Source organism: Bradyrhizobium pachyrhizi (genome assembly GCF_001189245.1).
In the GTDB taxonomy this organism is placed as follows: domain Bacteria; phylum Pseudomonadota; class Alphaproteobacteria; order Rhizobiales; family Xanthobacteraceae; genus Bradyrhizobium; species Bradyrhizobium pachyrhizi.
The window spans coordinates 89048-115591 of sequence record NZ_LFIQ01000024.1; the positions used below are offsets into that span (position 1 = coordinate 89048).

General features: G+C 64.7%; 18 protein-coding genes. 15 read left to right on the forward strand and 3 right to left on the reverse strand.

Going from position 1 to position 26544, the window contains the following annotated elements:
- From AKL29_RS01260 to AKL29_RS01270, 3 genes are all read left to right on the forward strand, one after another.
- A partial coding sequence (locus AKL29_RS01260) for an ABC transporter ATP-binding protein (protein ID WP_244481665.1) occupies positions 1-636 on the forward strand: 636 nt, incomplete at its 5' end.
- A 139-nt stretch (positions 637-775) separates the two neighbouring features.
- Complete coding sequence (locus AKL29_RS01265; protein WP_028336608.1) at positions 776-2614, forward strand: AMP-dependent synthetase/ligase; 1839 nt, start codon at positions 776-778, stop codon at positions 2612-2614.
- 79 nt (positions 2615-2693) lie between these two features.
- Positions 2694-3893 carry an ABC transporter substrate-binding protein gene (locus AKL29_RS01270; protein WP_050382511.1) on the forward strand — a complete coding sequence of 400 codons (1200 nt, stop codon included), beginning with the start codon at positions 2694-2696 and terminating at the stop codon, positions 3891-3893.
- A 146-nt stretch (positions 3894-4039) separates the two neighbouring features.
- On the opposite strand, the gene AKL29_RS01275 is transcribed toward AKL29_RS01270, so the two are convergent.
- The gene (locus AKL29_RS01275) at positions 4040-4792 is read right to left on the reverse strand and encodes a transglutaminase-like cysteine peptidase (RefSeq protein WP_050382513.1); all 753 of its coding nucleotides are present in this window, start codon (positions 4790-4792) and stop codon (positions 4040-4042) included.
- 595 nt (positions 4793-5387) lie between these two features.
- Here AKL29_RS01275 and AKL29_RS01280 point away from each other — a divergent pair.
- Both AKL29_RS01280 and AKL29_RS01285 read left to right on the forward strand, forming a co-directional pair.
- Positions 5388-9554: a VCBS domain-containing protein gene (locus AKL29_RS01280; RefSeq protein ID WP_050382516.1), complete on the forward strand. Its 4167-nt coding sequence runs from the start codon at positions 5388-5390 to the stop codon at positions 9552-9554.
- 96 nt (positions 9555-9650) lie between these two features.
- Complete coding sequence (locus AKL29_RS01285; protein ID WP_050382517.1) at positions 9651-11885, forward strand: CHASE2 domain-containing protein; 2235 nt, start codon at positions 9651-9653, stop codon at positions 11883-11885.
- Between the two features lie 164 nt (positions 11886-12049).
- On the opposite strand, the gene AKL29_RS01290 is transcribed toward AKL29_RS01285, so the two are convergent.
- Entirely contained in the window at positions 12050-13657 is a 1608-nt protein-coding gene (locus tag AKL29_RS01290; RefSeq protein ID WP_050382518.1) for an ABC transporter substrate-binding protein, read from the reverse strand.
- Positions 13658-13866: 209 nt separating this feature from the next.
- Here AKL29_RS01290 and AKL29_RS01295 point away from each other — a divergent pair, with 209 nt between their 5' ends.
- The 7 genes from AKL29_RS01295 to AKL29_RS01325 all read left to right on the forward strand — a co-directional run bounded on the left by AKL29_RS01295 (position 13867) and on the right by AKL29_RS01325 (position 21317).
- Positions 13867-15519 carry an ABC transporter substrate-binding protein gene (locus AKL29_RS01295; RefSeq protein WP_050382519.1) on the forward strand — a complete coding sequence of 551 codons (1653 nt, stop codon included), beginning with the start codon at positions 13867-13869 and terminating at the stop codon, positions 15517-15519.
- A 198-nt stretch (positions 15520-15717) separates the two neighbouring features.
- Positions 15718-16671 (forward strand): ABC transporter permease, encoded by a 954-nt coding sequence (locus AKL29_RS01300; RefSeq protein ID WP_050382524.1) that lies wholly within the window; start codon positions 15718-15720, stop codon positions 16669-16671.
- A gap of 92 nt (positions 16672-16763) precedes the next feature.
- Positions 16764-17651, forward strand: a complete 888-nt coding sequence (locus AKL29_RS01305) for an ABC transporter permease (protein WP_050382526.1) — start codon at positions 16764-16766, stop codon at positions 17649-17651.
- A 3-nt stretch (positions 17652-17654) separates the two neighbouring features.
- Positions 17655-18728: an ABC transporter ATP-binding protein gene (locus tag AKL29_RS01310; RefSeq protein WP_028336599.1), complete on the forward strand. Its 1074-nt coding sequence runs from the start codon at positions 17655-17657 to the stop codon at positions 18726-18728.
- Complete coding sequence (locus AKL29_RS01315; RefSeq protein ID WP_028336598.1) at positions 18725-18934, forward strand: hypothetical protein; 210 nt, start codon at positions 18725-18727, stop codon at positions 18932-18934. Before AKL29_RS01310 ends, AKL29_RS01315 begins: the two co-directional genes overlap by 4 nt.
- The gene (locus AKL29_RS01320) at positions 18931-20343 is read left to right on the forward strand and encodes an Asp-tRNA(Asn)/Glu-tRNA(Gln) amidotransferase GatCAB subunit A (protein ID WP_028336597.1); all 1413 of its coding nucleotides are present in this window, start codon (positions 18931-18933) and stop codon (positions 20341-20343) included. The genes AKL29_RS01315 and AKL29_RS01320 overlap by 4 nt, the downstream gene beginning before the upstream one ends.
- The gene (locus AKL29_RS01325; protein WP_050382528.1) at positions 20340-21317 is read left to right on the forward strand and encodes an ABC transporter ATP-binding protein; all 978 of its coding nucleotides are present in this window, start codon (positions 20340-20342) and stop codon (positions 21315-21317) included. Before AKL29_RS01320 ends, AKL29_RS01325 begins: the two co-directional genes overlap by 4 nt.
- A 97-nt stretch (positions 21318-21414) precedes the next feature.
- Here AKL29_RS01325 and AKL29_RS01330 read toward each other — a convergent pair whose 3' ends face one another.
- Complete coding sequence (locus AKL29_RS01330; RefSeq protein WP_244481666.1) at positions 21415-22302, reverse strand: LysR substrate-binding domain-containing protein; 888 nt, start codon at positions 22300-22302, stop codon at positions 21415-21417.
- A 131-nt stretch (positions 22303-22433) separates the two neighbouring features.
- On the opposite strand from AKL29_RS01330, the gene AKL29_RS01335 reads away from it, so the two are divergent.
- From AKL29_RS01335 to AKL29_RS01345, 3 genes are all read left to right on the forward strand, one after another.
- Entirely contained in the window at positions 22434-23228 is a 795-nt protein-coding gene (locus AKL29_RS01335) for an acyl-CoA thioesterase domain-containing protein (RefSeq protein WP_050382531.1), read from the forward strand.
- Positions 23229-23378: 150 nt separating this feature from the next.
- Entirely contained in the window at positions 23379-25130 is a 1752-nt protein-coding gene (locus tag AKL29_RS01340; protein WP_050382532.1) for a type I secretion system permease/ATPase, read from the forward strand.
- Positions 25127-26437, forward strand: a complete 1311-nt coding sequence (locus tag AKL29_RS01345; protein ID WP_028336592.1) for an HlyD family type I secretion periplasmic adaptor subunit — start codon at positions 25127-25129, stop codon at positions 26435-26437. Before AKL29_RS01340 ends, AKL29_RS01345 begins: the two co-directional genes overlap by 4 nt.
- The last annotated feature ends 107 nt before the right edge of the window (positions 26438-26544 follow it).

Here is a 26544-nt window from a genome sequence, read left to right on the forward strand (position 1 = left end):
GTCCTGAAGACGATCTCCGGGATCCTCGACCCGCAGAAGGGCTCGATCGAATTCCTCGGCAAGTCGATCCAGCGCATGGAGGCCGACCGGATCGTGCGGCTCGGCCTGAGCCACGTGCCGGAGGGGCGTGAGGTGTTTCCGTTCCTGTCGGTGCGCGAAAACCTGATGATGGGCGCCTATCTGCGCAAGGACCGCGACGGTGTGGCGCAGGACCTCGATCGCGTCTACGGCTATTTTCCACGGTTGAGAGAGCGGCTTGGCCAGCCGGCCGGGCAGCTTTCGGGCGGCGAGCAGCAGATGCTGGCGATCGGGCGGGCGCTGATGAACCGGCCGACGCTGCTGCTGCTCGATGAGCCGTCGCTCGGGCTGTCGCCGATCCTGGTGAAGGAGATCTTCACCATCATCCGCCGCGTCAATGAGGAGCAGGGCATGTCGATCCTGCTGGTCGAGCAGAATGCCAAGATCGCGCTGGAGACGGCGCACTACGGCTATGTGCTGGAGATCGGCCGCGTCGTCATGAACGACACCTGCGAGCGGCTGATGAATTCACCCGATATCCAGGAGTTCTATCTCGGCGCCAAGGAAGCCGGCGCGCGCGGCGAGCGGCGCTGGAAAAAGAAGAAGACGTGGCGTTGAGAATGACTGGGCGCTGGCAATGGCGCCGAGGAAGGTTTGGCACTGAAAGAGAGTTGGAGCTAGATTTCAGGCCCGTTTCGCCAACAAGACCGGCACGAAGGGCCGGCGGGTGAGACGGGCGGCAGAGGAGGGAGCGCGCATGGCAGGACCAGCGGTGCTGACGGTTGCCGACACGATCGCGAGGAGCTTTCTGCTCGCGGTTCAAACGCGTGGCGACAGGCCCGCGATCCGCGAGAAGAAGTTCGGCATCTGGCAACCGACCAGCTGGCGCGAATGGCTGCAGATCTCCAAGGACATCGCCTACGGCCTGCATGCCACAGGCTTCCGTCCCGGCGACGTTGGCTCGATCATCGCCAACGCGGTGCCGGAATGGGTCTATGCCGACATGGGCATCCTGTGCGCCGGCGGCGTCTCCTCCGGCATCTATCCGACCGATTCGGCGGCGCAGGTCGAATACCTCATCAATGATTCCCGCACGCGGGTGATCTTCGTCGAGGACGAGGAGCAGCTCGACAAGGTGCTGACCTGCCGGTCGCGCTGTCCGACGCTGGAGAAGATCGTCGTGTTCGACATGGAGGGCCTCTCCGGCTTCTCCGATCCGATGGTGCTGTCGCTTGCGGAATTCACGTCGCTCGGCCGCAATCATGCCTGGGGCAATCCGGCGCTGTGGGACGAGATGACCGGCAGCCGCACCGCCTCCGATCTCGCGATCCTGGTTTACACCTCCGGCACCACGGGCCCGCCCAAGGGCGCGATGCACTCCAACCGCAGCGTGACGCACCAGATGCGCCACGCCAACGATCTCTACCCCTCGACTGACAGCGAGGAGCGGCTGGTGTTCCTGCCGCTCTGCCACGTCGCCGAGCGGGTCGGCGGCTATTACCTCTCGCTCGCGCTGGGATCGGTGATGAATTTCGCCGAGAGCCCGGAGACGGTGCCGGACAATCTGCGCGAGGTGCAGCCGACCGCATTCCTCGCGGTGCCCCGGATCTGGGAGAAGTTCTATTCCGGCATCACCATCGCGCTGAAGGATGCGACCCCGTTCCAGAACTGGATGTATGCCCGCGCGCTCGCGATCGGCAACCGGATGACCGAGTGCCGGCTGCAGGGCGAGACGCCGCCCTTGTCGCTGCGGCTCGCCAACCGCGCGGCCTACTGGCTGGTGTTCCGCAACATCCGCCGCATGCTCGGGCTCGACCGCTGCCGGATCGCACTGACCGGCGCCGCGCCGATCTCGCCGGATCTGATCCGCTGGTATCTCGCGCTCGGCATCGACATGCGCGAGGTCTACGGCCAGACCGAGAATTGCGGCGTCGCGACCATGATGCCGGCGGACCGCATCAAGCTCGGCTCGGTCGGCAAGGCCGCGCCCTGGGGCGAGGTGATGATCTGCCCGAAGGGCGAGATCCTGATCAAGGGCGACTTCCTGTTCATGGGCTATCTCAATCAGCCGGAGAGGACCGCCGAGACGATCGACGCCAAAGGCTGGCTGCACACCGGCGACGTCGGCACGATCGACAATGAAGGCTACGTCAAGATCACCGACCGGATGAAGGACATCATCATCACCTCCGGCGGCAAGAACATCACGCCGTCCGAGATCGAGAACCAGCTCAAATTCTCGCCCTATGTCTCGGACGCGGTCGTGATCGGCGACAAGCGGCCGTATCTCACCTGCCTGATCATGATCGACCAGGAGAATGTCGAGAAGTACGCCCAGGATCACGACATCCCGTTCACCAATTACGCGAGCCTGTGCCGCGCCCGCGAAATCCAGGATCTGATCCAGCGCGAGGTCGAGGCGGTCAACGTGAAGTTCGCGCGCGTCGAGACCGTCAAGAAATTCTATCTGATCGAGCGCCAGCTCACGCCCGAGGACGAGGAGCTGACGCCGACCATGAAGCTGAAGCGCAGCTTCGTGAACAAGCGCTACGCCGCCGAGATCGACGCCATGTATGGCGAGCGGGCGGTGGCATAGCCGAGGAGAAGGAAATTGGCGAGGGAGCGAGCCGGCCCGACCCTTCGCTCAACATGGGCCATGTAAGGAGGAGACTGCAATGTCGAAATCGCTGAAGGCGCTGGGCCTTGCGGTGAGCGCGCTGGCGCTGACCTGTCTGCCGGCCGCAGCCCAGACCAAGGTCACCAATGAAGGCATCTCGCCGACGGAGATCGTGATCGGAACGCATCAGGACTTGTCCGGCCCGATCAAGGTCTGGGGCGTTCCGGTGTCCAACGGCATGAAGATGGCGGTTGAGGAGATCAACGCCGGCGGCGGCATCAACGGCCGCAAGATCAAGATGATCCTGGAGGATAACGGCTACGATCCGAAGAAGGCGGTGCTGGCCTCGCAGAAGATGGTCGAGCGCGACAAGGTGTTCGCGATGATCGGACCGATGGGCTCGCCGACCGTGCTCGCCGCGCAGGACATCCTGTTCGATGCCGGCGTGCTGCAGCTGTTCCCGCTGACGGCCGCCGAGTTCACCTTCAAGTTCGATCCCGCCAAGCCGCAGGAGCGGCTGAAGTTCAACAACCTCCTGCCCTATGTCGAGAGCACGCGCGCCGCGCTCAAATACATGATGGAGTGGAAGAACTTCAAGAAGCCTTGCATCATGCATCAGGATGACGAGTACGGCAAAAACGTGCTCGACGGCTTCACCCAGCAGCTCGGCGCGATGAAGGTGCAGCCGGCCTCGGTCACGAGCTACAAGCGCGGCGCCTCCGACTTCTCGGCGCAGGTCGCCAAGATGAAGGCCGACGGCTGCGACCTCGTCGTGCTCGGCACCGTGATCCGCGAGACCATCGGCGCGATGAACGAGGCGAAGAAGCTCGGCTGGGACGTGACCTTCCTCGGCGCCACCCCGACCAACGTGCTCGAAGTGCCGGCGCTCGGCAAGGAAGCCGTCGAAGGGCTCTATGCGGCGTCGGGCTTCGAGATCCCCTACGAGGACACGGCCAAGGGCAAGGTGAAGGACTGGCTGGTGAACTACAAGAAGATGTTCAACACCGACGCCAATACCCAGGCGATCATCGGCTACAACGCGGTGATGACCTTCGCCTTCTACGCGCAGAAGGCGGGCAAGGATCTCTCCGGCCAGAAGATGCTGGACTCGCTCGAGTCAGGCGACAAGTTCCTCGACATCTTCAGCTCGCCGCCGACCAAGTTCTCCAAGACGGATCATCTCGCCAACACCATCACCCAGGTGCAGCAGGTCAAGGGCGGCCGCTGGGTGCTGGTGAAGGACAATCTGATGTTCTGAGCGGCATTTCTCGGGATCGTCATTCCGAGATGGTGCGTGAGCGCTAGACCGCAGGTGCGCAGTTGCGCACCGGGAAGCCTTGAGATTCCCCAATTCGCAATTGCGAATTGGGGTTCGATGCTTCGCATCGTCCCGGAATGACGCGATCAGTTCGTCCGCGCCGCCGGCCGCCACGCGGCCTCGGCGACGAGCGGGGCATCGACATAGCGGCTGACGCCGTGCTGGTCGATCACGAAGGTCGGCCGAAAGCTCCTGATGTCGCTGTCCTCGATCATCGCCATGCGGCGGTTGTCGAGCGTCAGCCAGCGGCCGTCGAGCCGCGCCGCGACCACCGCATGGTCTTCGCCGCCGACGAGGTCATGCAGGACGACGATCCGCAGATCTTCCGGCGCCACGCCGGCCTTGCGCAGCGCCACGAGTTTCGCGATCGCATAGTCCTCGCAGTCGCCGCTGCCGCGGGCGAAGGTGGCGAGCGGCGGCGCCCAGACGTCGGGCTCGCCATAGGCCGCAAGATCGCTGCCCGGACGGATCGCAAGGTTGATCGCGCGGTTGATCTCGCCGAGCCGGGCGCGACCCTGACGCGCCCGTCCGGCATCGACGATCGCCAGGAATCGCAGCGCCGCCGGCGACGCGCAACCGCCGCGGTCGCTCTCGCAGGCTGCCAGTTGCTCCAATTCGTCGGCGAGCTGGCGTTGCACGCCGAGCCATTTGTCGTGCAGGCCGCCGTCGGCAAGCAGGCTGGTGGTCAGGCCGAACGGCTCGGTCGACTTTCTGATCAGCGTCGCCGGGCCGGGCGAAAGCAGCGAAGCGGCATTGAGCTCGGCAACCGGCGCGGCCAGCGCCAGGCCGAAGCCCAGCATGACGGCGCGCAGCGCCAGCGGGCGAAGCGAGAATCTCATCTGACACCCCCTGTCCGCTCATCGGCGGGTGGACATTGCACCGCGCACGCGACCGGATCGTTTCATGCCGGGCAGCATGGCGAACGATCCCTTCGAATCGACTTAAGATGTGGGGAATCAGGGGAAGAGGCTAAAGGGCGCCTGCTTGGGGTCCCGAAAACTTTACCGGTTTGTGAAAGGAAGCGGCGAACCTTTTTCCACTGCTTTGCAACTCATCCTTGCCTTCTGGTTAACCCGGCCGGTCCGCGCACGGGACTGCTGTGATTTGTAAGCTAAGTCACAGCTTTGGCCGGGAAATTGGGGTCAAATGCCCGCTCTGGGCTAAGGGGAAATAGAGGCAAGTACAGAAATGCCAATCAATACCACGAATACGTGGCTCAGTACGTATCTTGGCTTAAATACCACCTTATGATACCGTCAAGCGAATCCGAACTACACGGCTCTTCACAGCGTGAGCCAAGTCACATCCAGTCAAACCGCACTACAGGACCACCTTGCGCAAGCACAGAGTGGTTTCGCCAAGCTTTATCCGATGATATGCAGGCATAATCATTCGGATATTTTAACAATATTAACTCTCGTGCGGTGATCCGCAGTGAACTTTGTCGAGAAATTCGACGGCCTGTTGCCGAACACGGACGCTTATGCCCGTGGATACGTGCACGTCGACAGTGTTTCCACGCATGCTCCGCCCGGCGCGATCATCGTCGACGACGGGCAATTGCTGTTCACCGGCGACTTCAAGCGGACCGGGCTCGATCTCGTCATCGCGAAGGAAGATCGGGAACTCGTCCTGCACGACTACTTCAAGGGCGAAAAGCGCGCGCCGCTGGCGTCGCCTGACGGCGCGCATCTCACCGGCGATCTCGTCAACGCACTCACCGGCTATGCCCAATATGCCCAGGCCGGCGGCGCGGCGGAGCCGGCCAAGGTCATCGGCCATGTCACCAAGCTGACCGGGAACGCGACGGCCATCCGCAACGGCGTCGCGATCGTCCTGAACCAGGGCGATAACGTCAACAAGGGTGACGTGGTGCAGTCCGGAGGCGACTCGACGCTCGGCATCACCTTCATCGACGGCACCGTGTTCGGTCTCGGACCGAACGCCAAGATGGTGCTGAACGAAATGATCTACGACCCGAACGGCTCGAGCAATACGTCGCTGATGAGTCTGGTCTCGGGCACGATCTCCTTCGTTGCCGGCGCGACCGCCAAGCACGGCGACATGAAGGTCGATACGCCGGTCGCGACCATGGGCATCCGCGGCACCGCGGTGCTGGTCGAGATCGATTTCGACGTGCAGGGCACCGGCGGCGTGCCGCCGGCCAAATTCCAGGTGCTGGTCGAGCCCGATGGCACCACCGGCTCCTACATCCTGTTCGACAAGACGACGCTCAATCCGATCGCGACCGTCGATCAGGCCGGCACCCAGACCATCGTCAACGGCCAGGGCAGCGTCAGCTTCGTCTCGTCGGCGCAACTGTCGACCGATGCGCAGAAGCTGATCTCCGACGTCTTCGCGCTGAAGTTCACCGACAACAACAATCCCAACACCAAGCTCACAACCAACTTCACGGACAGTGTCGTCCCGGTCTCGAGCAGCTTCAAGCTCACCAGCAGCGACGGTGGCGCGCCGATCATCATTCTGCTGACCTTCGTCAACACGACCGGCCCTCAGGCCGGCGGCGTTCCCAACAGCAGGATCGACCACATCCCGGGGCCGCCGCAGGTCGTGACCCAGGACGCGGCGTTTACCGAGCGGCCGGGGCTGACCCAAAGCGGGCTGTTCGACACTGCGACGGGCCAGATCAAATGGCTGGACCTCAATGTCGGCGACATACCGAGTGCGAAGGTCGGCTATTCCGCGTTCAGCTACCGGGACGCCAACGGCAGCGACGTGACCTCATCGCTGACGGCAGCGCAGCTTGCGGCCATCAAGACCGTCGAGATCCCGTTGCTGCTCGAGCCCGATCCGAACAACAAGAATGCCGGTTCGGCGACCTGGACCTACAACCTTGCCGACAGCGCCTTCGACTTCCTGGCTGCCGGGGAAACGCTGACGCTGACCTATGTCGCGCGCGTCGATAACAATTTCGCGCCGAACAACGAGACTACGTTCAAGACCTTCACGATCACGATCACCGGCACCAACGACACGCCGGTGGTGACGTCCTCGGCGCAGGCCGGTTCGATCACCGAACTCGCAGCAACGACGAATTCCGCCCAGCCTGATACGGCGCACGGCACGCTGACGTTTACCGATGCGGATCTGACCGACACGCATACGGTCACCATCACCGGCGTCACCGAGACCGGCGTCACCACCGGACTTGCCGGCCATGCCACCGTGCTGACCTGGCTTTCGCTGGGCGCGCTGACCGATTCGACCGATGGCGTGACGGGATCGCGCTCCTGGACGTTCTCGGCCGCCGACAGGAGCTTCGACTATCTCGCCACCGGCGAGACGCTGACGCTGACCTACACGGTCGAGATCGACGACCATCAGGGCGGCGTCGTCACGCTGCCGGTCACCATCACGATCGTCGGCACCGACGACAGGCCGGTGATCACCTCGCCGACCCAGGCGGCCGCCATCACCGAAGCCGAGGAGACGACCGGTTCGGTCGTGCCGGATACCGCATCCGGTACCGTGACCTTCGTCGATGTCGATCTCAGCGACACCCACAGCGTCACCGTGGCCGGCGTCACCGAAACTGGCGTGACCACGGGGCTTCCCGATCAGGCGACGATACTGGGCTGGATGTCGCTCGGCACGCTGACGGATTCGACCGGCGGCGTAACCGGATCGCGCGCCTGGACCTTCTCGGCCGCCGACAGGAATTTCGACTATCTCGCTGTCGGCGAGACGTTGACGCTGACTTACCTGATCCAGGTCGACGACCATCACGGCGGCGTCGTCACCCAGCCCGTCACCATCACCATCACGGGCACCAACGACGCGCCGACGTTCACGTCGGAGCCGCCGACCGCCACGGTCCCCGAGATGATCGGCGAGACCGGATCGATCAAGCTCGACATGGCCCAGGGCGCGGTGACATTTGCCGACGTCGATCTCAGCGACACCCATATCGTGTCCATCACCGGCGTCGCGGAATCCGGAACGACCACAGGCCTGCCTGAGGACGAGTCCATCATCCTGAACTGGCTCTCGCTGGGGATGCTGACCGATTCGACCGGCGGGATCGCCGGATCCCAGGCCTGGACCTTCTCGGCCGCCGACCGCAATTTCGATTATCTTGCCGACGGTGAGACACTGACGCTGACCTATACGGTCGAGGTCAATGACCATCATGGCGGCGTGATCAGCCAACCGGTCACGATCACGATTACCGGCAGCAATGACGCGCCGATCGTCACGTCGGTGCCTCAGGCGGCCATCATCCCCGAACAACCCGATACGACCGGTTCATCGACGCTGGACAACGCATCCGGCACCGTGACGTTCACCGATGTGGATCTCAGCGACACCCACACCATGACCATCACCGGCGTCGCCGAATCCGGGGCGACCACGGGCCTGCCCGACGAGTCCACGATCCTGAACTGGCTGTCGCTGGGGACGTTGACAGACGCGACTGGCGGTTCAATCGGATCGTCGACCTGGACGTTCTCGGCCGCGGACCAGAATTTCGACTATCTCGCCCTCGGCGAGACGCTGACGCTGACCTACACGATCCAGATCGACGACCACCATGGCGGCGTCGTCAACGAGCCCGTGACGATCACGATCAACGGCGCCAACGACGCGCCGACACTCGCCGACTTCAGTGCCGGCACGCTCACCGATACCGCTGATAACGACACATTCGGCACGCTGACCGGCACGCTCCATGGCAACGACGTCGACCATGGCGAAACCGCAACGCTGACTTATGCCGCGCTCAATTCGGATCACGCCGCGGTCACGCAGACCGCAGGCCTCTACGGCTCGCTGACCGTCAACCCGGACGGCACCTACAGCTATGTTCCCGATGCCGCCGCGATCAACGCGCTCGGCAAGGGCACCTATGCCGACACGTTCGATGTGGAAACGATCGACGCGCATGGCGCCATCGGGACTGCGAAGCTGACGATCGACGTGATCGGCGCCAACGACGCGCCCGTGATCCACACCGACAACGTCAGTATCACCGAACATCCCAACGGGACCGAGACGATCTCCGGCCTGACCGTGACGGACGCCGATGCGACGTCCGACGAGACCTTCTCCATGGCCGCGGTGACGACGCCCGGTGCGGGCAGCAGCGTTGCGCCTTCGTCGCAGGAGGGGCTTCTCTCCGGCATCAACACCGCGCTTGGATCGCCGGGCCTCGTTTACAACCCCGGCCAGACAGCTCCAGCGACCGACAAGATCGCGCTCTCGGTGACCGATGGCCATGGCGCAACCGATACGGTCAATTTGATCTTCAACGTCCAGCAGGACCCGCCGCAGCCGGTGACACTGACGGGGACCAGCGACAAGGACGTGTTCTTCGGGTCAGGTTATCAGGACAAGTTCGTGTTTGCGCCGAACTTCAACCACGACACGATCCTGAACTTCACGCCAGGCGAGGACCAGATCGACCTGTCCACGGTCGTCTCGGCAAGCACCTTCAGTACCTGGTTCGATCAGCATGTTGCGACATCGCCGACGAATTCGGCGGATACGCTGATCACGGTTGACGGCGCAGACACGATCACATTGCACAATGTTGCGAAGGCGAGCCTGTCCCAGAACGACTTCATCATTCATTTTACGTGACGGACGCGCGGCCGTGCCCGCGGGTCTGGTCCGGCTGATTGTGCACTGCGTGCTTGCTCGATTGGAACAATTCTGCGCGCGTGATATCCAGATGGCATGAAACGGCTGAAGGCGATACGCAGGTGGTTCGCACGGCGCTTCGGCTACGCGCGGCTGGTCTGCGTGGCGCTGTTGATCGGCATTGCTGCGCTGCGGATCGTGGATCCGGCTCCGGTTCAGGAGCTTCGCGTCAGGACGTTTGACACATTCCAGGCGCTGCAACCGCGCCAGAAGACCGCGCGGCCCGTCACCATCGTCGACATCGACGAAAAGAGCCTCGCCGATCCCCGGCTCGGACAGTGGCCGTGGCCGCGGACCCGGCTCGCCGACATCGTCACCAATCTCACCCGGCTCGGCGCCGTGGTGATCGCGTTCGACGCGGTGTTCTCCGAGCCGGATCGTCTCAACCCCGATATCGCCGCCGATACCTTCAACAGCCTCGATGAGGAGATGCGCGCCAGGCTGCGGCAGCTGCCGAGCAACGACAGCATCATGGCCGAAGCCATCAAGAACTCGCGCGTGGTGCTCGGCGAATCCGGCGGACCCAACGTGCGCGCCGACCTCAACGAAAAGCTTCCGGTCACCGGACTTGCGATGCTCGGCGAGGAGCCGCAGCCTTTCATGTTCATGTTCCCGGGGTTGCTGCGCAACGTACCGGTGCTCGAGGAGGCGGCCGCCGGGCGCGGCCTGTTCACGATCAGGCCGGAGCGCGACGGCATCGTCAGGCGCGTGCCGATGATCATGGTGGCGCAGGGCATCACCATGCCGTCGCTGAGCTTCGAGATGCTGCGGGTGGCGAGCGGCTCGGGCACGATCCTGATCAAGGCCGACAAGGCCGGTATCAAGAGCCTCGGCCTCAAGGGCTTTGCGATCCCGACCGATCTCCACGGCCAACTCTGGATCCACTACGCCCGCCGCGATCCCTCGATCTATGTCTCGGCGGTCGATGTGCTGGACGGGCGCGTCTCGCCGGACCGAATTGCCGGCAAGCTGATCGTGATCGGCACCTCAGCGACCGGGCTGAACGACATCAAGACGACGCCGGTGACGCCGGCGATGCCCGGTGTCGAGGTTCACGCCCAGGTGCTGGAGAGCGCGCTGACCGGCGACGTCGTTTCGCAGCCGAATTACGGCATCGGCATCGAGTTCTTCGCCGCGTTGATTATGGGGCTCCTGGTGATCGCTTTCGCGCCGAAATTCGGTCCGATCACGCTGGTCGCCGTCGGCGGGATGTTCGCCTCGGTGCTGATCGGCACGTCCTGGTATTTCTATTCCCAGCACCGGCTGCTGATCGACTTCACCTATCCGCTGATGTCGACCACGGCGATCTATCTCACGCTGATCTTCTCCGCCTTCGTGCGCGAGCAGCAGCAGCGCCGGCAGATTAGGTCGCAATTCGTGCAGTACATGTCGCCCGCGCTGGTCGAGCAACTGGCGCAGTCGCCGGAGCGGCTGGTCCTCGGCGGCGAGGAACGCGAGATGACCATCATGTTCTCGGACATGCGCGGCTTCACCTCGATCTCGGAAACCTACAAGAGCAATCCGCAGGGCCTCACGGCGCTGATGAACCGTTTCCTCACCCCGCTTTCCAACGCGATTCTCGCCCGCAAGGGTACCATCGACAAATATATGGGCGACGCCATCATGGCGTTCTGGAACGCGCCGCTCGATGACAAGCAGCACCAGCTCAACGCCTGCGATGCGGCGCTCGACATGCTGGAGCGCGTCGATGACCTCAACCGTGAGCGCGAGCAGGAGGCGAAGGATGGCGGCCACGTCTATGTGCCGCTCAACATCGGTGTCGGTCTCAACACCGGCTCCTGCGTGGTCGGCAATATGGGCTCCGATGTGCGCTTCGACTATTCGGTGTTCGGCGACAGCGTCAATCTGGCCTCGCGGCTCGAGGGGCAGTCCAAGGAATACGGCTTTCCGATCATCGTGGGATCGAAGACCGCGCTCGCGGTGAAGGAGAAGCTTGCGATCCTCGAGCTCGACTTCATCATGGTCAAGGGCAAGAAGGAGCCCGAGGTGATCTATGCGATCGCCGGCCGCGAGGATGTCGCGAACTCCGGCCGCTTCCAGCGGCTGCGCAACCTGACCATCGAGATGCTCGCCTGCTACCGCGGCCGCGATTGGGACGGCGCGCTCGCCGCGATCGAACGCGGCCGCAAGACCGACGAGGCGCAGACGCTGCAATATCTCTACCGCCTCTACGAGGCGCGCATCCACGCCTTCCAGAAGGAGCCGCCGCCCGACGACTGGAACGGCGCATTCGCGTTGACGACGAAATAGCCGACGCAAACCCGATGTCGTCCCGGCCTAGTGCGCAATTGCGCACGGGGGGCCGGGACCCGTAACCACGAATGGCCGTTGACGGAAGATCGTCTCGCCGCGTGCCCATTGCGGCGGCGGCGGCGTATGGGTCCCGTCTTTCGCCGGGACGACGATAGGAAGATTTACTCCAGCCCGATCTGCGTCAGATCCTGGAACCAGTGCTGCGCCTGCACGAAGGTCTTCACCTTCGGCGACAGCGCGTGCGGATTGGTGTCGTGCACCACCCACACCAGCGCGGCATCGTCGACGATCAGCGCGTGCGCCTGCGCCAGCAGCGCATCCTGCCTGGTGGTATCGAAGGTCTGCTTGGCCTCGTCGATCAGCGCATCGACCTTCGGGTTCTTGTAGCCGCCCCAGTTGACGCCGACCGGCGCCACCTGGCCGGAGTGGAAGAACCGCACGATGGCGTAGAGCGGATCCGACGTGACATAGGCGATGTTGTTGGCGGTGATGCCGGCATTCATCTCGTCCGCCGCGCCCTTGCGCCAGTGCGTATATAATGTCTCGAGCTCGACCACCTTGAAGTCGATGTCGATGCCGATTTCCTTGAAGCTCTGCTGCAGGAACTCGTTCATCGGCAGCGACAGCATCTGCCCGGTGCCGCCCTGGGCGATGATGAAAGTCGTCTTCAGCGGCTTGTCCTTCGAATAGCCGGCTTCCTCCACCAGCTTCTTCGCGGCCGCGAGGTCGTATTTCAGTTCGAACGTCGGCTTGCCGAACCACGGGCTCGACGGATCGACCTGGCCCTTGGCGGGTTTGGCGAGGCCGTTCATCAGGCCAACCACCGCGTCGCGGTCGATCGCGAGGTTGAGCGCCTTGCGCAGGCGGATGTCGGTCCAGGGCGAGCCCGGCAGCACGCTCAAGTGATAGTTCCAGACATGCGGTGTCACGTTGTCGACGATCCTCATGCCGGCGGCCTTGAGCTGCGGCACGGCGTCGGGCGCGGGCGTTTCGATCAGGTCGACCTGGCCGGCCAGCAGCGCGTTGGTGCGGGTCAGCGCCTCCGGCATCGGAATCAGGATCATCTTGTCGACCTTCGCAAGCCGCTTCTTGTCCCAATAGTCCGGGTTCTTCGTCAGCTCGGCGAGCTCGCGCGGCACCAGCTTGGTCAGCTTGAACGGACCGGTGCCGGAGGGCTGGCTGGCGAACTTGTCCCAGTCCTTGCCGAGCTTTTCATATTGCGCGGGGCTCGAGACCAGGAACCAGAGCATCTGATAGGGAAAGAAGGAGTCGACCGTCTTGGTGGTGATCTCGATGGTGAAATCGTCGACCTTGGCGTAGCTCGCAACCGAAGGTAGACGGGTCTTGACCTGCGCGCTCTGCCGCTTGTCGAATTGCGGTGCCTTGTCGTTCAGCACCTTGTCGAGATTCCAGATCACCGCGTCGGCATTGAAGTCGCTGCCGTCGTGGAATTTGACGCCTTTGCGCAGCGTGAAGCGCCATTTGGTCTTGTCGTTGTCGTCGACCTTCCATTCGGTCGCGAGCCCGGGCACCAGCTTGCCCGGCCGGTCGGCAACATCCATCTCCCAGGCAACCAGCGGATCGTAGATCGTGTAGGCGGTGAACTGGTAGGCGCCCGCGCCGCGATCGGGCTGGCCGGTGGTCAGCGGAATGTCGGCCATCGAAATGCCGTAGCGCACAATGGACTCTGCTTGCGCGGATGTGCCCGGCCAGCCCGCAGTCAAGGCGAGCGTCATTGCCGCCATCAGGATCGAATTGCGCGCACGCATATGAAGGCTCCGTTGGAAAGACGTTGGAGCCAAATCCTGCAAGCATGATGCCAGAATAGGCATCTTCGCTTCGTTCAGGCGCGAGGTGGGAAGAAATGACGCGCCCGGCGGTTATTTGCTGATGAACTATTCCCCTTGGCACAGGCATTGCATACGCTTGCCCAAGAAATAATCACCAAAACGTCACCAGACTCGAAGGGGCTGCTCAGATGCGTAACAGGAAAACCAATGCGACGGCGATCATGCTGGCGCTTGCGATAGCCACGGGCGTGCCGGCGATTGCCGGCGCCGAGACCGTGCTGCGCATTGGCATGACCGCTGCCGATATTCCGCGCACGCTCGGCCAGCCCGACCAGGGTTTTGAGGGCAATCGCTTCACGGGTCTGACGATGTATGACGCGCTGACGATGTGGGACCTGTCCTCGTCCGACAAGGCAAGCGCGATGATCCCCGGCCTCGCAACCGAGTGGAAGGTCGACGATGCCGACAAGACCAAGTGGATTTTCAAGCTGCGCCCCGGCGTCACCTTTCATGACGGCTCGCCGTTCAACGCCGACGCCGTGGTCTGGAACGTCGACAAGGTGCTGAAGCAGGACGCGCCGCAGTACGATGCGAGCCAGGTCGGCGTCACCGCCTCGCGCATGCCGACGCTGGTCTCGGCGCGCAAGATCGACGAGATGACGGTGGAACTGACCACCAAGGAGCCGGACAGCTTCCTGCCGATCAACCTCACCAATTTGTTCATGGCGAGCCCGGCCAAGTGGCAGAAATTCTACGACAAGGCCGAAGGCGCCGATGCCAAGGCGAAGTCGCAGGCCGCGTGGGCCGCGTTCGCCAAGGATGCGTCGGGCACCGGCCCCTGGAAGATGTCGAGCTTCACCCCGCGCGAGCGGCTCGAGCTGGTGAAGAACGAGAGTTACTGGGACAAGGCACGGGTGCCGAAGGCCGACAAGATGGTGCTGCTGCCGATGCCGGAAGCCAACGCCCGCACCGCGGCGCTGCTGTCGGGACAGGTCAACTGGATCGAGGCGCCGGCGCCGGACGCGCTGCCCGAAATCAAGCAGCGTGGCTTCAACCTCTATTCCAACGAGGAGCCGCATGTCTGGCCGTGGCAGTTCTCGCGCGTCGAGGGCTCGCCGTGGAATGATATCCGCGTCCGCAAGGCGGCCAATCTCTGCATCGATCGCGAGGGGCTGCGTGACGGCCTGCTCGCCGGCCTGATGGTGCCGGCGACCGGCACGTTCGAGCCCGGTCATCCCTGGCGCGGCAACCCGACCTTCCAGATCAAGTACGACAAGCCGGCCGCGCAGAAGCTGATGCAGGAGGCGGGCTTCGGTCCGAACAAGAAGCTGACGGTCAAGATCCAGACCTCGGCATCGGGCTCCGGCCAGATGCTGCCGCTGCCGATGAACGAGTATCTGCAACAGGCGTTGGCTGAGTGCTACTTCGATGTGCAGCTCGACGTCATCGAGTGGAACACGCTGTTCACCAATTGGCGGCGCGGCACCAAGGATCCGACCGCCAACGGCTCGAACGCCATCAACGTCACCTATGCTGCGATGGATCCGTTCTTCGCGCTGGTGCGCTTCCTGCAGTCGGGCATGGCGCCGCCGGTGTCGAACAATTGGGGCTTCAACAACAACCCGAAGTTCGACGAGCTGGTCAAGAAGGCCCGCCAGACCTTCGAGCCGGCGGCGCGCGACGCCGCGCTCGCCGAGCTGCATGCGGCCTCGGTCGACGACGCGGCCTTCCTCTATGTCGCCCACGATGTCGCACCGCGCGCGATGAGCCCGAAGATCAAGGGCTTTGTGCAGCCGAAGAGCTGGTTCGTCGACTTCTCTCCGGTCACGGTCGCGCCGTGAGGCGCTAGTCGCGCAATAGGTGCACCCTCTCCCCTTGTGGGAGAGGGTGGCTTCGCGAGAGCGAAGCTGGGTGAGGGGTTGTCTCCGCGGACTGCCTCCCTGAGATGAAATGATTGTATCCGCGGATCGAAAACCCTCATCCGGCGCGCTCGGCGCGCCACCTTCTCCCACAAGGGGAGAAGGAAGAAAGAACGCAACGTGTTCGCCTATACGTCCAGACGGATCGTCTACGTCATTCCGATCGTGCTCAGCGTGGCGCTGGTGTGCTTCCTCTTGGTGCACATCACGCCCGGCGACCCCCTGGTCGCGGTGCTGCCGGCCGATGCCTCGCAGGAGCTCGCCGCCCAATTGCGCACGGCCTACGGCTTCGATCGCCCGCTGCCGGTGCAATTCGGTCTGTGGCTGTGGCGTGCGATCCATGGCGATCTCGGCAATTCGATCGCGACCGGGCGGCCCGTCCTGACCGAGGTGATGCGCGCCGTCGGCAACACCGTGATGCTGGCGATCGCGGCCGCGATGATCGGCTTTACGCTCGGCCTGCTGTTCGGCCTGATTGCCGGCTATTTCCGCGACACCTGGGTCGACAAGGTCGCGACCTCGGTTGCGATAGCCGGCGTGTCGCTGCCGCATTATTGGCTCGGCATGGTGCTGGTCATCATCTTCTCGGTGCAGCTCAACTGGCTGCCCGCGGTCGGTGCCGGGCCAGGCGGCTCCGGCGCCTGGGCGTGGGACTGGGAGCATCTGCGCTATCTGGTGCTGCCGGCGATCACAACCTCGGTGATCCCGATGGGCATCGTCACCCGCACGGTGCGCGCGCTGACCGGCGACATCTTGAGCCAGGACTTTGTCGAGGCGTTGCGCGCAAAAGGCCTGCGCGAGACCGAGGTGTTCCGCCACGTCATCAAGAACGCGGCGCCGACAGCGCTCGCGGTGATGGGTCTGCAGCTCGGCTACATGCTGGGCGGCTCGATCCTGATCGAGACCGTGTTCTCCTGGCCGGGTTCGGGCCTGCTGTTGAACTCGGCGATCTTCCAGCGCGATCTGCCGCTGCTGCAGGGCACGATCCTGGTGCTGGCGCTGTTCTTCGTACTGCTCAATCTCCTGGTCGACATCGCGCAGGCCGCGATCGATCCGCGCATCAAGCGGAGTTAGAGCATGATCCGGAAAAGTGGGAACCGATTTTCCCTCGCGGCAAACGCGGATCGCGTTTGCGCGGAGATCATGCTCCAACAAGGAGCGAGCGCATGAGTGCGATGTCAGATACCGCATTGCAAGCCGTCCCCGCGACCAAGGCGCGCGGCTATTGGGCGACGGTTGGCCGCCGCATCAGGCGCGACAAGGTCAGCATGGCCTGCGCCATCATCCTGGTGCTGATCTTTGCTTCGGCGCTGCTGGCGCCATGGCTGCATCTCGCCGATCCCTATCAGGGCTCGATGATCCGCCGTCTCCGCCATATCGGCACGCCGGGCTATCCGCTCGGCACCGACGAGCTCGGCCGCGACATGCTGGCGCGGCTGATCTATGGCGGACGGCTGTCGCTGGTCATCGGCATCCTGCCGGTGATCTTCGCCTTCGTGATCGGCACCTCGCTCGGCCTCGTCGCCGGCTATGTCGGCGGCAAGCTCAACACCGCGATCATGCGCACCGTCGACGTGTTTTATGCCTTTCCTTCGGTGCTGCTGGCGATCGCGATCTCGGGCGCGCTCGGCGCCGGCATCACCAATTCGATCGTGTCGCTGACCATCGTGTTCGTGCCGCAGATCACCCGCGTCGCCGAAAGCGTCACCACGGGTGTCCGCAACATGGATTTCGTCGAGGCGGCGCGCGCGTCCGGCGCCGGCCCCTTCACCATCATGCGCGTGCACATGCTCGGCAATGTGCTCGGCCCGATCTTCGTCTACGCCACCGGCCTGATCTCGGTGTCGATGATCCTCGCCGCCGGTTTGTCGTTTCTCGGGCTCGGCACCAAGCCGCCGGAGCCGGAGTGGGGCTTGATGCTGAACACGCTGCGCACCGCGATCTACGTCAATCCGTGGGTCGCGGCACTGCCGGGCGCGATGATCTTCGCGGTCTCGATCTGCTTCAATCTGCTCAGCGACGGCATGCGCAGCGCCATGGACATCAGGAATTAGAGCATGAGCGACGCCAATCTCTCCGTCGATATGCTGGAGCCGGTCGCCGACATCGGCGGCGCCGCGCAGCCGCTGCTGCAGGTCAAGGGACTGACCAAGCATTTTCCGGTGCGCGGCGGGCTTTTCAGTCCGCGCAAGACCGTGCGCGCCGTCGACGACGTCACCTTCGCGGTCATGAAGGGCGAGACCGTCGGCATCGTCGGCGAATCCGGCTGCGGCAAATCGACCACGGCGCGGCTGTTGATGCACCTGATGGCACGCGATGCAGGCGACATCATCTATGACGGCCGACAGGTCGGTCCGTCACTCTCGCTGCGCGATTTGCGACGCGGCGTGCAGATGGTGTTCCAGGACAGCTACGCCTCGCTCAACCCGCGCCTCACCATCGAGGAATCGATCGCGTTCGGGCCAAAGGTCCACGGTATGGCAGACGACACGGCGCGGACGCTGGCGCGCGAGCTGCTCGGCAAGGTCGGCCTGCGGCCGGAGATTTTCGCCAACCGCTATCCGCACGAGGTCTCCGGGGGCCAGCGGCAGCGCGTCAATATCGCGCGTGCGCTCGCGCTGTCGCCGCGGCTCGTGATCCTCGATGAGGCGGTCTCTGCGCTCGACAAATCGGTCGAGGCCCAGGTGCTCAACCTGCTCGCTGACCTGAAGCGTGAATTCGGCCTGACCTATCTCTTCATCAGCCACGATCTCAACGTCGTCCGCTACATCTCCGACCGCGTGCTGGTGATGTATCTCGGCGAGGTCGTCGAGCTCGGCCCCGTTGATGCGGTCTGGGATGCACCGGCGCATCCCTATACCCGCGCGCTGCTGGCGGCGATGCCGTCATCCGATCCCGACAAGCGCACCGAGGTGCCGCCGATCTCGGGCGATCCGCCCAATCCGATCGATCCGCCGCCGGGCTGCCGGTTTCACACCCGTTGCCCGTTTGCGGAGCCGCTCTGCGCAAACGACACGCCAAAACTCAGCGATCTCGATACAATGGGCCATCAAGCGGCGTGCTACATGGCCATTCCTGGCTCGGGGCACAGCCGCGCGCCGGCAAAAGCAAAAGGAGAAAACGCGGCATGACCAGACCTACTCCCAAGGATGTCAAGGTGATCGCGCACGTCGCCGACGTGCCTGCCGACGACGAAGTCGCCACCCGCATCGCCAATTCGATCGGCCCGGCATTCGACGGCTTCGCGCCGATCTCCGGCACGCTGCCCTTCGATCTCGAACCCGCGAGCTTCCTGCTGGCGCAGATCGCGCAGAAGACTGAGAAGGTGTCGAAATGAGCTCTGATCCGGCCCTGATGACGCTGACCGCGGTCGCCAAGGCGATTGCCGACAAGAAAGTTTCCTCGCATGAGGTGACGCGCGCCGTGCTGCATCGCATTGCGGAATGGCAGCCGCGCCTCAACGCCTATATGGCGATCGAGTCCGAGCAGGCGCTGGCCGCCGCCACGGAGGCCGATACCGCGCTCGCCAGGGGCAATAGTCGCGGTGCGCTGCACGGCGTGCCGCTGGCGCACAAGGACATGTACTATGACGCCGGCAAGGTCGTGACCTGCGGCTCGCTGATTCGCCGCGACTTCGTACCGAAGACGACCGCGACCGCCCTGCAGCGGCTGAAGGATGCCGGACAGGTCCGCCTCGGCTCGTTGCAGATGGTCGAGTTTGCCTATGGGCCGACCGGCCACAACGTGCACTACGGCGCGGTGCGCAATCCCTGGAACACCGAACACATCACCGGCGGCTCCTCGTCGGGCTCGGGTTCGGCGGTTGCCGCGCGGCTCACCTTCGCGGCGCTCGGCTCCGACACCGGCGGTTCGGTGCGCATGCCGGCGCATTTCTGCGGCGTCACCGGCCTGAAGACGACGGTCGGCCGCGTCAGCCGTGCCGGTGCGATGCCGCTGTCGCAGTCGCTCGATACCGTCGGTCCGCTGGCGCAGACCGCGGAAGACTGCGCGCTGCTGCTCGGCCTGATGGCCGGCGCCGACCCCGAGGATCTGACGGCGTCGACGCAGCCGGTGCCGGACTATATGGCCGCGACCAAACAGTCGCTGAAGGGCCTGAAGATCGGCGTGCCGACGGCGTTCTATGTCGACGACCTCGATCCCGAGGTGGCGCGTATCCTGGACGAGAGCGTCGCTACCTTGAAGAAAGAGGGCGCCGAGATCGTCAAGGTCGAGCTGCCCGATCAGCGCCAGCTCTCTTCGGCATCGCAACTGGTGCTCGCGGTCGAGGCTGCCGCCTTCCACAAGCGCTGGATGATCGAGCGGCCGCAGGATTACGGCGCGCAGGTCTTGATGCGGCTGCAGAACGGCCTGACCATTCCGGCGGTCACCTATCTCGAGGCGATGCGCTGGCGCGGCCCCGCGCTCGCTGCGCACAACGCAGCCGTCAGCGGCGTCGACGCGGTGATTGCGCCGTCGTCGCCGGTGCCGGCACCCACGATTGCCGAGAGCGATGTCGGCAATGGTCCCGGCGCCGACGCGGTGCTGCAGCGCCTGACGCGGTTCACCCGCCCGGTCAACTATCTCGGCCTGCCGTCGCTCTCGATTCCCTCCGGCTTCACCAAGGCGGGTCTGCCGGTCGGCATGCAACTGATCGGCCGCTCGTTCGAGGAAGCGGTTCTGCTTCGGATCGGCGCCGCGTTCCAGCGCGCGACCGATTTCCACGCCAGGATACCCAAGCTCGCATGACCAACCTCGTCGAGATCAACAACCTCAACATCCGCTTCACCGGCGATCGCACGGTCCATGCCGTGAACGATCTCAGCCTACAGCTCGGCGAGGGCGAGGTGTTGGGGCTGCTCGGCGAGTCCGGCTCGGGCAAAAGCGTGACGTTGCGCGCGTTGATGCGGCTGTTGCCGAAGAAACGCACGCAGATCTCCGGCAGCGTCAAGGTGCTGGGACAAGAGGTGCTGGCGATGGACGACGAGGCGCTGTCCGCATTTCGCGGCCGGACCGTCTCGATGATCTTCCAGGAGCCGGCGCTGGCGCTCGATCCGGTCTACACCATCGGCCGCCAGATCGCGGAGACGGTGATGCGCCACGAGGGCAAGAGCGAGCGCGAGGCTACCGCGCGTGCGCTCGAAATGCTCGAGGTGGTGCGGATCCCCTCCGCGAAGCGACGGCTGGACTCCTATCCGCACGAGATGTCGGGCGGCATGCGCCAGCGTGCGATGATCGCGCTGGCGCTGGCCTGCAAGCCGAAGATCCTGCTCGCGGACGAGCCGACCACTGCGCTCGATGCCACCGTGCAAATCCAGATCCTGCTGCTGCTGCGCGAGTTGCAGCGCGAGTTCGGCATGTCGGTCATCTTCGTCACCCACGACATCGGTGTCGCAATCGAGATCTGCGACCGCGTTGCGGTGATGTATGCCGGCCAGATCGTGGAGCAGGGCGCCTTGCGCGATATCGTGCGCTCGCCGGTGCATCCCTATGCCAAGGGCCTGCTGGCCTCGACCATTCACGGCGCGATGCGCGGCCAGCGGCTGGAAACCATTCCGGGCACCCCGCCCTCGCTCGATCATGCGCCGGCCAGTTGCTCCTTTGCACCGCGCTGCAGGTTCGCCGAGCAACGTTGCAGCGAGAGCCTGCCGCCGAGTGTGCAGGTCGCTCCCGGCCGCCTGGCACGGTGCATCCTGGCCGAGCCGGCGTCCGTCACGGTCTAAAGCGCGATGAGATTAGGTTGAATCGTCGTCGCGCTTTAGCTCCTTGTTTGAGCATGATCTTTTCGGAAAACCGCTTCGCACTTTTCCGGATCATGCTTTAGCTCGCCCGTGCGACCGCGTCGGCAATCCAGCGCCGCACCGCGGCGATGCGGCGGTCCCGCGCCTGCTCGGTGCGGGAGACCAGGTAGATCGTCTCGCTGTATGCGGCCTCGAACGCAAACGGCGCCACCAGCCGCTTGCCGAAGCCCGGGCGCGCCTTGATCAGGGGCGCGATCGCAATCGCGACGCCGAGCCCGTGTTCGGCGGCCTCCAGCATCGCCGGCACGCTGTCGAGCCACAGATGTCCGCGCGGAGCGAGATTCGGCAGCCCGGCCTCCCTCAGCCAGGCTGGCCACGCCCGCGGCTGCGTCGTGACATGGATCAGCACCTCGCGCGACAGGTCCGCAGGGGTCCGAAGACCTGCCCTGACCAGCGCCGGCGTGCAGACCGGCAATCCTTTGACCTGCACCAGCGGCTCGACCTTCAGCCCGGTGGCATGTTCCCGCCCGTAGCGGATCGCGACATCGACGCGCGATCCGTTGAAATCGGCATATTGGTGCGTGGCTTCGATCCGCAGCGTCAGTTGGGGATGGCGCCGCTTGAACTCCGGCAGCGCCGGCAGCAGCACGGCGCTGGTGAAGAACGGCAATGAGCTGATCCAGAGCTCGCCGCTGGCCTCGCCGCGTTGCCGCAGCATGTCACGGCTCGCCTCCTGCAGCGTCGCCAGCGCGGCCGACACTTTTGCAAGGTAGCGCTCGCCGTCGTCGGTCAATCGCACCGAACGTGCGCCGCGGACGAACAGCTTGGTGCCGAACTGCTCTTCCAGCCCGCGGATCTGGTGGCTGATCGCCGACGGGCTCAGCGACAGGTCTCGCGCGGCGCGCCGGAAGCTGAGTTGCGTAGCCGCGCGCTCGAAGGCGAGCAGCGCCGGCAGCGGTGGGATCACTCGCGGATCGGGGGCATCCAATGGGTGAATCCTGCTCACCTGAAGTGATGAATGGCCTTTTGTCATGGCCGCTATTCTTGGATCAGATTGGTCGAACGCTCAATCCTGCTCATCTCAGGGGATCATTCGCCTTGGCCATCTTCGAACCGCTCGCCACGCCCCATCACTGGAAGCCGGCGGCGCTGGCGGCCGGGCCGTTCACAGGCCTTCAGGGCGGGGCGGTCGCAAGCCTGCTGACCGGCGAGGTCGAGGCCATGGCCGGCGCGCGCAATTGGGGCACCGCGATCTCGGCGGCGGCCTGGTTCCTGCGGCCGACACCAATGACGGAACTGCGCACGCAGGTTACCGTGGTGACCGAAGGCGGCCGGGTCAGCGTCGTCGACAACACGCTCTGGCCGGCCGGTGAGGAGCAACCCTGCGCGACGGTGCGCGTGACGCTGTCGCGCGAGCGTGCCGTCGAGGTCCCGGGGTTTTACGGGAGCTCAGCCGATCCGGTGGATCCCACGGCATTTCCGTTGCGCAGCCCACACGCCGTCCATGGCCGCAGCTGGTTCATGGATGCGATGGAAGCCCGTGCCGGCGGCGATACCGCCTGGTTTCGCTTGCATCACGCCGTCATAGCGGGCGCCGGTCCGCTGGCGCGGGTGCTCGGCCCGGCTGACTGGACCCACGGCATCGCGCGGCCGGTCCAGAACGTGGTGGCAGACCCCAATCCGAACCTCGCGGTGCAGCTGTTCCGGTCACCGCGGGGCGCCTGGATCGGCGTTCGCGCCGATGCGCGCTGGCGCCCGGAGGCCGGGCTCGGCGTCGGCAGCGGGGTGTTGCTCGATGTGGATGGCGAGATCGGCCGGGTCTCGATGTCGGTCATTCTCGTGCCGCTTCCGGGAAGCGCGCCCGCGCGAGGCCAGGGTTCCGCCGCCGGTTAACCCTAATTTATTCCGTCAACTGTCGGTGCGATCACAAAATGAGGCCGCGAACCATGCTTTGGTTCACGCGACTTAAAATGGACGGTGGTCGCAAACGTCTATACAACGTGGTGATCACGTAACTCTTTTGTTTTGCAGAGATCAGTTTTTATGGCAGCCGCGCCCGCTGTCCGGCGTTCCGAACTGGCTGAGGCGCTGCGCGCTTGCCGCAGCGCCTTTATCGGCGTCGGCCTCATCAGTTGCATGATCAACCTGCTCTACCTGACAGGTTCGATGTTCATGCTGCAAGTCTACGACCGGGTGCTGCCGAGCCGCAGCGTTCCGACCCTGGTCGGCCTCGTGGTCATCGCCGCGGTCCTCTACATCGCCCAGGGCGTGCTCGACCTGCTGCGCGGACGGATCCTCGGCCGCGTCGGCACCTCGCTCGACGAAGCGCTCAATGCGCGGGTGTTCGACACCGTCGTGCGGCTGCCGCTGATGGCCGGCAATCGCAGCGAAGGCCTGCAGCCGCTGCGCGACCTCGACAATGTGCGCTCTTTCCTCGGCAGCATGGGTCCCGGCGCGTTCTTCGATCTGCCCTGGCTGCCGTTCTACATGGTGATCTGCTTTGCCTTCCATTGGCTGCTTGGCGTCACGGCGCTGGTCGGCGCGATCATCCTGGTGACGTTGACACTGATCACGGAATACTTGTCGCGCACGCCGGCCAAGGAAGCGATGACGCTCGCGGCGCGGCGCAACGATCTTGCCGCCTCCAGCCGCCGCAACGCCGAGGTGCTGGTGGCGATGGGCATGGCCGGCCGGATGAACAGGCGCTGGAACGAGGCCAACGAGGAATATCTGTCCGGCAACCAGCGTGCGAGCGACGTCACCGGCGGGCTCGGTGCGGTCGCCAAGGTGCTGCGCATGATGCTGCAGTCCGCTGTGCTCGCGGTCGGCGCCTATCTCGTGATCCATCAGGAGGCCACCGGCGGCATCATCATCGCCGGCTCGATCCTGAGCGCGCGGGCGCTGGCGCCGGTCGATCTCGCGATCGCGCATTGGAAGGGCTTCGTTGCCGCGCGGCAGAGCTGGCAGCGGCTCAATCGTCTGCTGCAGCAGATTCCGGCGCGGCCCGAGCAGACGCTGTTGCAGACGCCGGAGAAGAAGCTCTCGGTCGAGGCCGTGACCATGGTCGCGCCGGGCGACCAGCGCGCCATCGTGCAGGACATCACCTTCGCCGTCGAAGCCGGCAGCGGCGTCGGCGTGATCGGCCCGAGCGGCTCCGGCAAGTCGTCGCTGATCCGGGCGCTGGTCGGCGTCTGGGTGCCGGCGCGGGGCAAGGTACGGCTCGACGGCGCCGCGCTCGACCAGTGGTCGTCGGACCAGCTCGGCCGTCATGTCGGCTATTTGCCGCAGGACGTCGAACTGTTCGCCGGTACGGTCGCGCAGAACATCTGCCGGTTCGATCCCGACGCCAAGTCCGACGGTATCATCGCGGCGGCCAAGGAGGCCGGCGTGCATGAGATGATCATCAAGATGCGCGAGGGCTACGACACCCAGGTCGGCGAACAGGGCACTGCGCTCTCCGCCGGCCAGGCGCAGCGGGTGGCGCTTGCGCGGGCGCTGTACGGCAATCCGTTCCTGATCGTGCTGGATGAGCCGAACTCCAATCTCGACAGCGAAGGCGACGAGGCGCTGACCCGTGCGGTGCGTGGCGCGCGCGAGCGCGGCGCGATTGTCATTGTGGTTGCGCACCGGCCGATCGGCATCGAGGGCGTCGATCATCTGCTGGTGCTGAAGGACGGACGCATGCAGACCTTCGGGCCGAAGGAGGCAGTGCTCGCGCAGGTGCTGCAGCGTGCCGCGCCGCCGGTGCCGACGCCGATCAAGATCGTCGCGGATGCGGGAGCCGCCAAGTCATGACCGATCAACCGCGCAACGCACATCGCTCGATCCGCAAGCATCTGATCGTCGGTCTCGCCGTGGTTCTGGTTCTCGGCGGGGGCGTCGGCGGCTGGGCCGCAACGGTGCCGATCTCGGGCGCGCTGATCGCGCCGGGCTCGGTGGTGGTCGAATCCAACGTCAAGAAGGTGCAGCATCCGACCGGCGGCGTGGTCGGCGAGGTGCGGGTGCGCGATGGCGACGTGGTCAAGGCGGGCGACATCGTCGTGCGCCTCGACGAGACCGTCGTGAAGGCCAGCCTTGCGATCGTGGTCAAGACGCTGAACGGTCTTTATGCGCGCGCGGCCCGGCTCGAGGCCGAGCAGCAGGGCCGCGACAAGATCGCCTTCCCGCCGCAGCTGCTCGAGCAGGCCAAGGATCCGGACGTTCGCGACATCATGGCGAGCGAAACCAAGCTGTTCGAGGTCCGCGTCAACGGCCGCACCGGCCAGAAGGCGCAGCTGCGCGAGCGCGTTACCCAGCTCAACGAGGAGATCTCCGGCCTGCAGGCGCAGGAGAGCGCCAAGGACAAGGAGATCGCGCTGGTGCAGCAGGAGCTGGTCGGCGTCCGCCAGCTCTATGAGCAGCATCTGGTGCAGCTGACGCGCCTGACAACGCTCGAGCGCGACGCGGCGCGGCTCTCCGGCGAGCGCGCTCAGTACATCGCCTCGCGCGCGCAGGCCAAGGGCAAGATCACCGAGACCGAGTTGCAGATCATCCAAGTCGACAAGGACATGCTGGCGGAGGTCTCGAAGGACCTGCGCGAGACCAACGACAAGATCGGCGAGTTCGTCGAGCGCAAGGTCACCGCCGAGGACCAGCTTCGCCGCATCGATATCCGCGCGCCGCAGGACGGCGTCGTGCTGCAGTCGACCGTGCACACCGTCGGTGGCGTCATCACGGCGGGCGATGCCATCATGATGATCGTGCCGAAGGCCGACGATCTGTCGGTCGAGGCCAAGGTCAATCCGCAGGACATCGACAAGCTGCAGGTCGGACAGAAGACCGTGCTGCGACTCTCCGCCTTCAACCAGCGCACCACGCCGGAGCTGAACGGCGTCGTCACCCGCGTCTCCGCCGACGTCACCACCGACCAGCGCACCGGGCAGAGCTATTACACCATCCGTGTCTCGATGCCGCCGGAAGAAGTCGCGCGCCTCGGCAGCGAGGTGAAGATCATCCCCGGCATGCCGGTGGAAGCCTTCGTGCAGACCGGCGACCGCACCATGCTGTCCTATCTGATGAAGCCGATGAGCGACCAGTTCATGCGCTCGTTCCGAGAGAAGTAGCCGCGCGCTGCTCTTGTAGCCCGGATGAAGCGCAGCGAAATCCTGGAACAGTCGCGCAGCGGATGAAGTCATCCCGGATTGCGCTTCGCTTCATCCGGGCTATGCAC